At 61.4% G+C, this 7100-nt stretch carries 8 protein-coding genes; 6 read left to right on the top strand and 2 right to left on the bottom strand.

The window, feature by feature from the left end:
* The first annotated feature begins 34 nt into the window (after positions 1 to 34).
* The 5 genes from AC4LFW_RS15815 to AC4LFW_RS15795 are packed head-to-tail and all read left to right on the top strand — an operon-like array spanning position 35 to position 4448.
* Positions 35 to 1945: an ATP-binding cassette domain-containing protein gene (locus AC4LFW_RS15815; RefSeq protein ID WP_491820249.1), complete on the top strand. Its 1911-nt coding sequence runs from the start codon at positions 35 to 37 to the stop codon at positions 1943 to 1945.
* Positions 1942 to 2523 (top strand): mechanosensitive ion channel domain-containing protein, encoded by a 582-nt coding sequence (locus tag AC4LFW_RS15810; RefSeq protein WP_491820072.1) that lies wholly within the window; start codon positions 1942 to 1944, stop codon positions 2521 to 2523. Before AC4LFW_RS15815 ends, AC4LFW_RS15810 begins: the two co-directional genes overlap by 4 nt.
* A gap of 6 nt (positions 2524 to 2529) precedes the next feature.
* Complete coding sequence (locus tag AC4LFW_RS15805) at positions 2530 to 3291, top strand: TerC family protein (protein WP_491820071.1); 762 nt, start codon at positions 2530 to 2532, stop codon at positions 3289 to 3291.
* 48 nt (positions 3292 to 3339) lie between these two features.
* A complete protein-coding gene (locus AC4LFW_RS15800) occupies positions 3340 to 3972 on the top strand; it encodes a LysE family transporter (RefSeq protein ID WP_491820070.1) in 633 nt (210 codons plus the stop codon).
* A gap of 14 nt (positions 3973 to 3986) precedes the next feature.
* Positions 3987 to 4448, top strand: a complete 462-nt coding sequence (locus AC4LFW_RS15795; RefSeq protein ID WP_491820248.1) for a YaiI/YqxD family protein — start codon at positions 3987 to 3989, stop codon at positions 4446 to 4448.
* 45 nt (positions 4449 to 4493) lie between these two features.
* Here AC4LFW_RS15795 and AC4LFW_RS15790 read toward each other — a convergent pair whose 3' ends face one another.
* Positions 4494 to 4964, bottom strand: coding sequence for a thioesterase family protein (locus AC4LFW_RS15790; protein ID WP_491820069.1), 471 nt, complete (start codon positions 4962 to 4964; stop codon positions 4494 to 4496).
* 145 nt (positions 4965 to 5109) lie between these two features.
* Positions 5110 to 5772, bottom strand: a complete 663-nt coding sequence (gene elbB / locus AC4LFW_RS15785) for an isoprenoid biosynthesis glyoxalase ElbB (protein WP_491820068.1) — start codon at positions 5770 to 5772, stop codon at positions 5110 to 5112.
* 311 nt (positions 5773 to 6083) lie between these two features.
* Between elbB and hemB the strand changes: the two genes are divergently transcribed.
* Entirely contained in the window at positions 6084 to 7097 is a 1014-nt protein-coding gene (hemB, locus tag AC4LFW_RS15780; protein ID WP_491820066.1) for a porphobilinogen synthase, read from the top strand.
* The last annotated feature ends 3 nt before the right edge of the window (positions 7098 to 7100 follow it).

Here is a 7100-nt window from a genome sequence, read left to right as displayed (position 1 = left end):
CAAAATCCACGACCTGATAAACTCCGCCGCCATTATGATCCGACTTCAGAACCTTACTCTACAGCGCGGCCCGCAGCGTTTGCTCGACGGTGCCGAGTTGACCCTTCATCCTGGCCAGAAGGTCGGGCTTGTCGGTGCCAATGGCGCCGGTAAATCCAGCCTGTTCGCCTTGTTGCGTGGTGAATTCGCCGCCGACGGAGGCGACTGCCAACTGCCGCCGGACTGGCGTATCGCACACATGCGGCAGGAGGTCGATACGCTCGATCGACTGGCTGTGGATTACGTCCTCGATGGCGACACCGAGCTTCGTCGTGTCCAGGCTGCGCTGGCGACCGCCGAATCGGCCCATGACGGCAGCGCCCTGGCCCGCCTGCATACGGAGCTGGACAATGCCGACGGCTATAGCGCCGATGCTCGGGCGCGTAAGCTGTTGGCTGGCCTGGGTTTCGCCAATGAACAGATGGATCGTCCGGTCAGCAGCTTTTCCGGTGGCTGGCGGATGCGACTCAACCTCGCCCAGGCGCTGATGTGTCCTTCCGATCTGCTTCTGCTCGACGAGCCGACCAACCACCTCGATCTTGATGCGATTCTGTGGCTGGAGTCCTGGCTGAAAAGCTATCCGGGCACGCTGATGCTGATTTCTCATGATCGTGACTTTCTCGACGAAGTCGTCGGCAACGTCGTGCATGTCGAACAGCGCAAGCTGACCTTGTACCGCGGCGGCTATTCGGCGTTCGAGCGCGCTAGGGCCGAGCGTCTCGCGCAACAGCAGCAGGCGTTTGAAAAGCAGCAGGCGCAGCGCGAGCACATGGAGGATTTCATCCGTCGCTTCAAAGCCAAGGCGAGCAAGGCGCGCCAGGCTCAAAGTCGGATCAAGGCGCTGGAACGACTCGAGGAGCTGGCGCCAGCGCATATCGATTCGCCGTTCGATTTCGCCTTTCGCGAGGCCGACAGGGTTTCCAGCCCGTTGTTGGACCTGGCAGAAGGGCGTCTCGGATATGGCGACAAGGTTGTGCTGGACAAGGTCAAGTTGCAGTTGGTGCCTGGTGCTCGAATCGGCCTGCTCGGGCCCAACGGTGCGGGCAAGTCCACCTTGATCAAGACCCTGGCCGATGAGTTGCAGCCCTTGGGTGGCCGTTTGCAGCGTGGCGAGAACCTGGTCATCGGCTATTTCGCCCAGCACCAGCTCGACGCCCTGGATGCCAATGCCAGCCCGCTGTTGCACCTGCAGCGCATTGCACCGGGCGAGCGGGAGCAAGTGCTGCGTGATTTTCTCGGTGGCTTCGATTTTCGCGGCAATCGCTGCGATGAGCCGGTGCTCAATTTCTCCGGCGGCGAAAAGGCACGTCTGGCCCTGGCGTTGATTGCCTGGGGCAAGCCCAACCTGCTGTTGCTGGACGAGCCCACCAACCATCTGGATCTTGAGATGCGCCTGGCGCTCACGCTTGCATTGCAGGACTTCGACGGTGCGGTGCTGGTGGTGTCTCACGACCGTCATCTGCTCAAGAGCACCACCGATGAGTTTCTGCTGGTCGCCGACGGCCGCGTCGCTGGCTTTGACGGCGATCTTGACGACTATGCGAGATGGCTGACGGATTACCGCGTTCGGCAGCAGCCCGTGAACTCTTCGGAATCCGTTGGCGACAAGACGGACAAGCGTGCGCTGCGGCAGGCGGCGGCCGCGCTGCGTCAGCAGCTGGCGCCGCTCAAAAGGCAGGCTGACAAGCTGGAAAAGGACCTGTCTGGCGTGCAGGAAAAACTCGCCGAGATCGAGACACGTCTTTCAGACACTGCGCTTTACGAGGCGGCGCGAAAAGATGAATTGCGGGATGTGCTCGCCAGGCAGGCCGAGCTGAAAGGGCGTGAAGCCGCGCTGGAAGAATCCTGGCTCGAGGCGCTTGAGGCTCTGGAGTCACTGCAGGGCCAGCTGGAGGCCAGCGCATGAGCGAACGCCTGCTGCGCCTTTCGCATCAGTGGCAGGACCAATTGTTGGTCGCGTTTCAGGTGCTGTTGATCCTGACCGCAGCCTTCGTACTGCAGCGGCTGGTAGTTCGTGGGCTGTCACGGCTGGGCAACCGTTACCCATTGCCGGCCGAACTGCTGTTACCGCTGCGCGGAGGCATTCGCTGGCTCATCATCGGCGGCGCGCTGATCATGGTCCTGGAGCGTTTCGGCGTATCCGCCACCGTGCTCTGGACCGCGTTCTCGGGGTTCGTGGCAGTCGCAGCAGTGGCTTTTTTTGCCATGTGGAGCGTGCTGTCAAACTTGCTGTGTGCGGCGCTGATCATGGCCGTAGGACCTTTTCGCCTGGGCGACGTGGTAGAGCTTGTGGAAAGCTTCGACAAGCCGATCGTCAAAGGGCGCGTCACAGATATCAATCTGCTGTACACCACGCTTGAGGAAAGCAGCGAGGGTGGAACTGCCGCCATCGTCCAGGTACCCAACAGTCTGTTCTTTCAAAAGGCACTGCGCCGCTGGCGCGGGACCGAAATTCGACCTCTCGACCACACCTCCCACGAGTAAAGCAATATGGAATGGCTTAGCAACCCGGAAATCTGGGTCGCGTTTCTGACCCTGACCGCCCTGGAAATTGTCCTCGGCATCGACAACATCATCTTCATTTCCATCCTGGTGGGGCGCTTGCCCAAGGAGCAGCAGCCCAAGGCGCGTTTCTTCGGCCTGGCCCTGGCAATGGGGACGCGAATCCTGTTGCTGTTGTCGATCGCCTGGGTCATGCGTCTGACCAACGATCTGTTCACGGTCTTCGAGCATGGCGTTTCCGGGCGCGACCTGATCCTGTTCTTTGGCGGTCTGTTCCTGCTGTTCAAGAGCACCATGGAAATCTGGCACAGCGTCGAAGGTGAAGAGGAGCAGGGCAGCGCCGCCGGTGGAGCAGCCAAAGCCAGCTTTGTAGGCATCATCCTGCAGATCGCGGTCATCGACATCGTATTCTCCCTGGATTCGGTAATAACCGCGGTGGGCCTGGTAGATAACGTGCAGGTGATGATTGCCGCGATCGTCATCGCGGTCGGCGTGATGATGCTGGCGGCCGGTACCATCAGCGACTTTATCGAAAAGCACCCGACACTGAAGATCCTCGCGTTGTCCTTCCTGATCGTGGTCGGCACCTTGCTGGTCGCTGAGGCGTTCGGCGCCCATGTCCCGAAAGGCTACGTCTACTTCGCCATGGTCTTTTCCCTTGGCGTGGAGGCGATCAACATTCGCATGCGCAAGGCGATGAACCGCAAGCTCAAGGAACCGGTCAAGCTTGGCAAAGACATTCCTGACTGAGACACGCCCGCCGCTGCGTCCGGGCGCAGCGGCAACTGAGGAACACCCATGACGTTGGATACCTGGCTGGCCTTTTTCCTTGCCTGTTGGATCATCAGCCTCTCGCCTGGTGCGGGGGCCATCGCGTCGATGTCCTGTGGTCTGCAGTACGGTTTCTGGCGAGGTTACTGGAACGCCATCGGCCTTCAGATCGCTTTGGCGCTGCAGATCGCCGTCGTGGCGGCAGGTGTCGGTGCGGTACTGGCGACCTCCGCGCTGGCGTTCAGCCTGATCAAATGGTTCGGTGTCGCCTACCTGCTGTGGCTCGCGCTGAAGCAATGGCGGGCATTGCCCGAAGAGCTCGATGACAGCTCCGCGCCGCGGCCGATTGGCCGGCCATTGGCGCTGGTGTTCCGTGGGTTCCTGGTCAATGCCAGCAACCCCAAGGCCATAGTGTTCATTCTCGCCGTGCTGCCGCAGTTTCTCGATCCGCAGCGGGACCTGTTGGTCCAGTACATGCATATGGGCGCCACCATGGTGGTGGTGGATCTGATCGTCATGGCTGGCTACACCGGCCTTGCCGCGAAGGTGTTGCGCCTGCTGCGCACCCCGCGCCAGCAGCGCCTGGTCAACCGCAGCTTCGCTGCGATGTTTGCCGGTGCAGCAGCCCTGCTCGCTACTGTGCGGCGGGCCGTGGCATGAGCGGCGTCGGGCCATTGCGGGTGTGGGTTGATGCCGATGCCTGTCCAAAGGCGGCCAAGGAACAGTTGATCAAGTTCGCCCTCAAGCGAAAGTTCGAGGTGGTCCTGGTGGCGGGGCAGAGTCAGGTCAAGCCGGCCTTTGCCTGCGTTCAGCTGGTTGTCGTCCCGAGCGGGCCGGACGCTGCCGACGACTATCTGGTCGAGCATGCCCGGCCGGGTGAGCTGGTGATCTGCAGCGACGTTCCGCTGGCTGATCGACTGGTCAAGAAGGGTGTCGCAGCACTCGATCCGCGCGGCCGCGAGTTCGACGAGCGCAACATGGGGGATCGTCTGGCAGTGCGCAATCTGTTCACGGATCTGCGCGAACTGGGCCAGGCGGGCGGCGGTCAGGCGGCTTACGGCGACAGGGATCGTCAGGCATTCGCCAATGCCCTGGACCGTCTCCTGACGCAACTTTCCCGAGCCCGGGCACGCTAGGCGAGCCCATCCGGGGTCGCTTCGTCATGTCCGTCCCTTGTGCGGTTATCCGCACAGATAGGTGCCGGTGCCTACTGCAATCAACACATCCTCTTCGTTGTGCAGTTCGGAACGCACCACGGCCACCTTGTTGCCGGACCGCAGCAGCGTGGCACTGGCGTTGAAGCACTTGCCGCGCCCGGGACGCAGGTAGTCGATGCGCATGTCGATAGTGCCGAGGCGTGCAAGGCGCAGGGCGCGCTCCTCGGTCGTCAGATGCCGATGCTTTTCAAAGGCACCGATCATGGCCATGGCGCCACCTGCAACGTCAAGCAGGGAAGCGATCACGCCACCATGCAGGATGCCGTGGAAGAAGTTTCCGACCAGCTCCTGTTTCATGGGCAGGCGCATCACCACGCGCTGGTGGGAGACTTCACCCAGCTCAATGCCAAGGTACTCGTTGAAGGGTATGCGCTCGAACAGCTGACGCACGGCTTGTTGCTGCTCTTCGATGGTGTCGATGGGTGGCGGTGTCATGATCGCGGCTTCCTGGCGGATCGGATCAAGCTGCAGGAGTATGGCCGGATTGACCAGAGGTGCGGCGGGAGTGCCGGTACGATTGGCCTTATAGCCGCCGTCCGCACGAATAAACCCGGGGATGCCCCCGGGCTATATCGCTGGGTTACTCGCTTGTCAGGTCCAGCACGCGGTCGACGAGCTTGTTGATGCCCGAGGCCGCTTCGCTGATTGATTGGGCCAGCATGTACGCCGGCGTCGTCACCAGCTTGTGCTGCGGGTCTTCCACGATCTCGGTGACTTCGCACGCCTGATGCTCGATTCCCATCTCGCGCGATGCCACGGCAGCGGGGTCGTCGTCATTGCCCAATGTGCAGACGACGCCGGGACCGAAGATCTGTGCGGCCATCGTCGGGGCGATGCACATCATGCCGACTGGCTTGCCGGCTTTGGCGAATGCCTGCGCCAGCTGCAGAACCTCTGGCAGAATCGTGCTGCCGGCGCCCTGGGTGGCGAAGTCGGACAGGTTTTTCGCAGCACCGAAGCCGCCAGGCATGATCAACGCGTCGAAATCCTCGACGTCGGCCTCATGCAGATCCTTGATATTGCCGCGCGCCAGCCGGGCGGACTCGACCAGAACGTTGCGGCTTTCGGGCATTTCCGCGCCGGTAAGGTGATTGATCACATGCATCTGCTCGATGTCCGGTGCGAAACACTGGACCGTGGCGCCGCGCTGGTCCAGTCGCAGCAGGGTAATCACGCTTTCGTAGATCTCCGAGCCGTCGTACACACCGCAGCCGGAAAGAATCACGGCGACTTTTCTATTCATAGGGTTCTCCTGGTCGGATTTTCAAGCCCGATGGGCTTGGCTGATGGGCTCGATGTTAAACCCTGGCTTGGGTGCTGGTAAGTCCGCCTCTACCTGATGGGATGCATGGACGCGCCCGGCGATCGCTTCGTGCAGGTGCGGGCCGGTGCGCTCCTGGCTGCGGCTGGTTGCCTAAAGCACTGGCAGTGGGCGTCCTGGGTGACGACAATGACCACAACAGCCTGTCGATCTGGGATGACCCTGTCATCAATTGGTCATAAAGACAGCTTATAAACGTCATATTCGCCCGCCATGCGGGCCAGGAGTTCGCTGTGAGTTTCGTGCCTGCCAACCGGTTGTTCCCTGCCACTCGCCTGCGCCGTAATCGCCGTGATGACTTTTCCCGCCGACTGGTGCGCGAAAACCTGCTGAGCGTGGATGACCTGATCTTGCCGGTCTTTGTTCTTGACGGCGAAAACCGTCGGGAGCAGGTGCCGTCAATGCCCGGTGTGGAGCGTCTCTCCATCGATCTGCTGTTGGAGGAAGCGGAAGAACTCGTGGCGCTTGGCATTCCGGCGCTTGCCCTGTTTCCGGTGACTCCCCTGGAAAAGAAGTCCCTCGATGCGGCTGAAGCCTGGAACCCTGACGGCATTGCGCAGCGTGCCACGCGGGCGCTGCGTGAGCGGTTCCCTGAACTAGGCATCATTACCGATGTTGCGCTTGATCCCTTCACCACTCATGGGCAGGACGGCATTCTCGACGAGCAGGGCTACGTGCAGAACGATGTCACCGTCGATGCGCTGGTCCGCCAGGCCCTGTCCCATGCAGAGGCAGGCGCTCAGGTGGTTGCGCCTTCGGACATGATGGACGGTCGTATCCAGGCGATTCGCGAGGCGCTGGAAGTGGCCGACCATCACAATGTCCGGATCATGGCCTATTCAGCCAAATACGCCAGTGCCTATTACGGCCCGTTCCGCGATGCGGTGGGTTCAGCGGCCAACCTGGGCAAGGGCAGCAAGAACACCTACCAGATGGACCCGGCCAATGGGGATGAGGCACTACATGAAGTAGGTGCTGATCTCGCCGAAGGCGCCGACATGGTCATGGTCAAGCCGGGTATGCCTTATCTGGACATCCTGTGGCGGGTCAAGGATGCCTTTCGCGTGCCGACGTTCGTCTACCAGGTCAGCGGTGAATATGCGATGCACATGGCGGCGATACAGAACGGTTGGCTCACCGACGCCGTTGTGCTCGAGTCACTGACCGCCTTCAAACGTGCAGGCGCCGATGGCATCCTCACCTACTTCGCCAAGCAGGCGGCACAACAATTAAAGCAGGGGCGATAAGCC

Source organism: Stutzerimonas sp. C6.4V (genome assembly GCF_058536345.1).
Note: the sequence above shows the minus strand (reverse complement) of the source record. Positions and strands in the feature narration are given on the sequence as shown.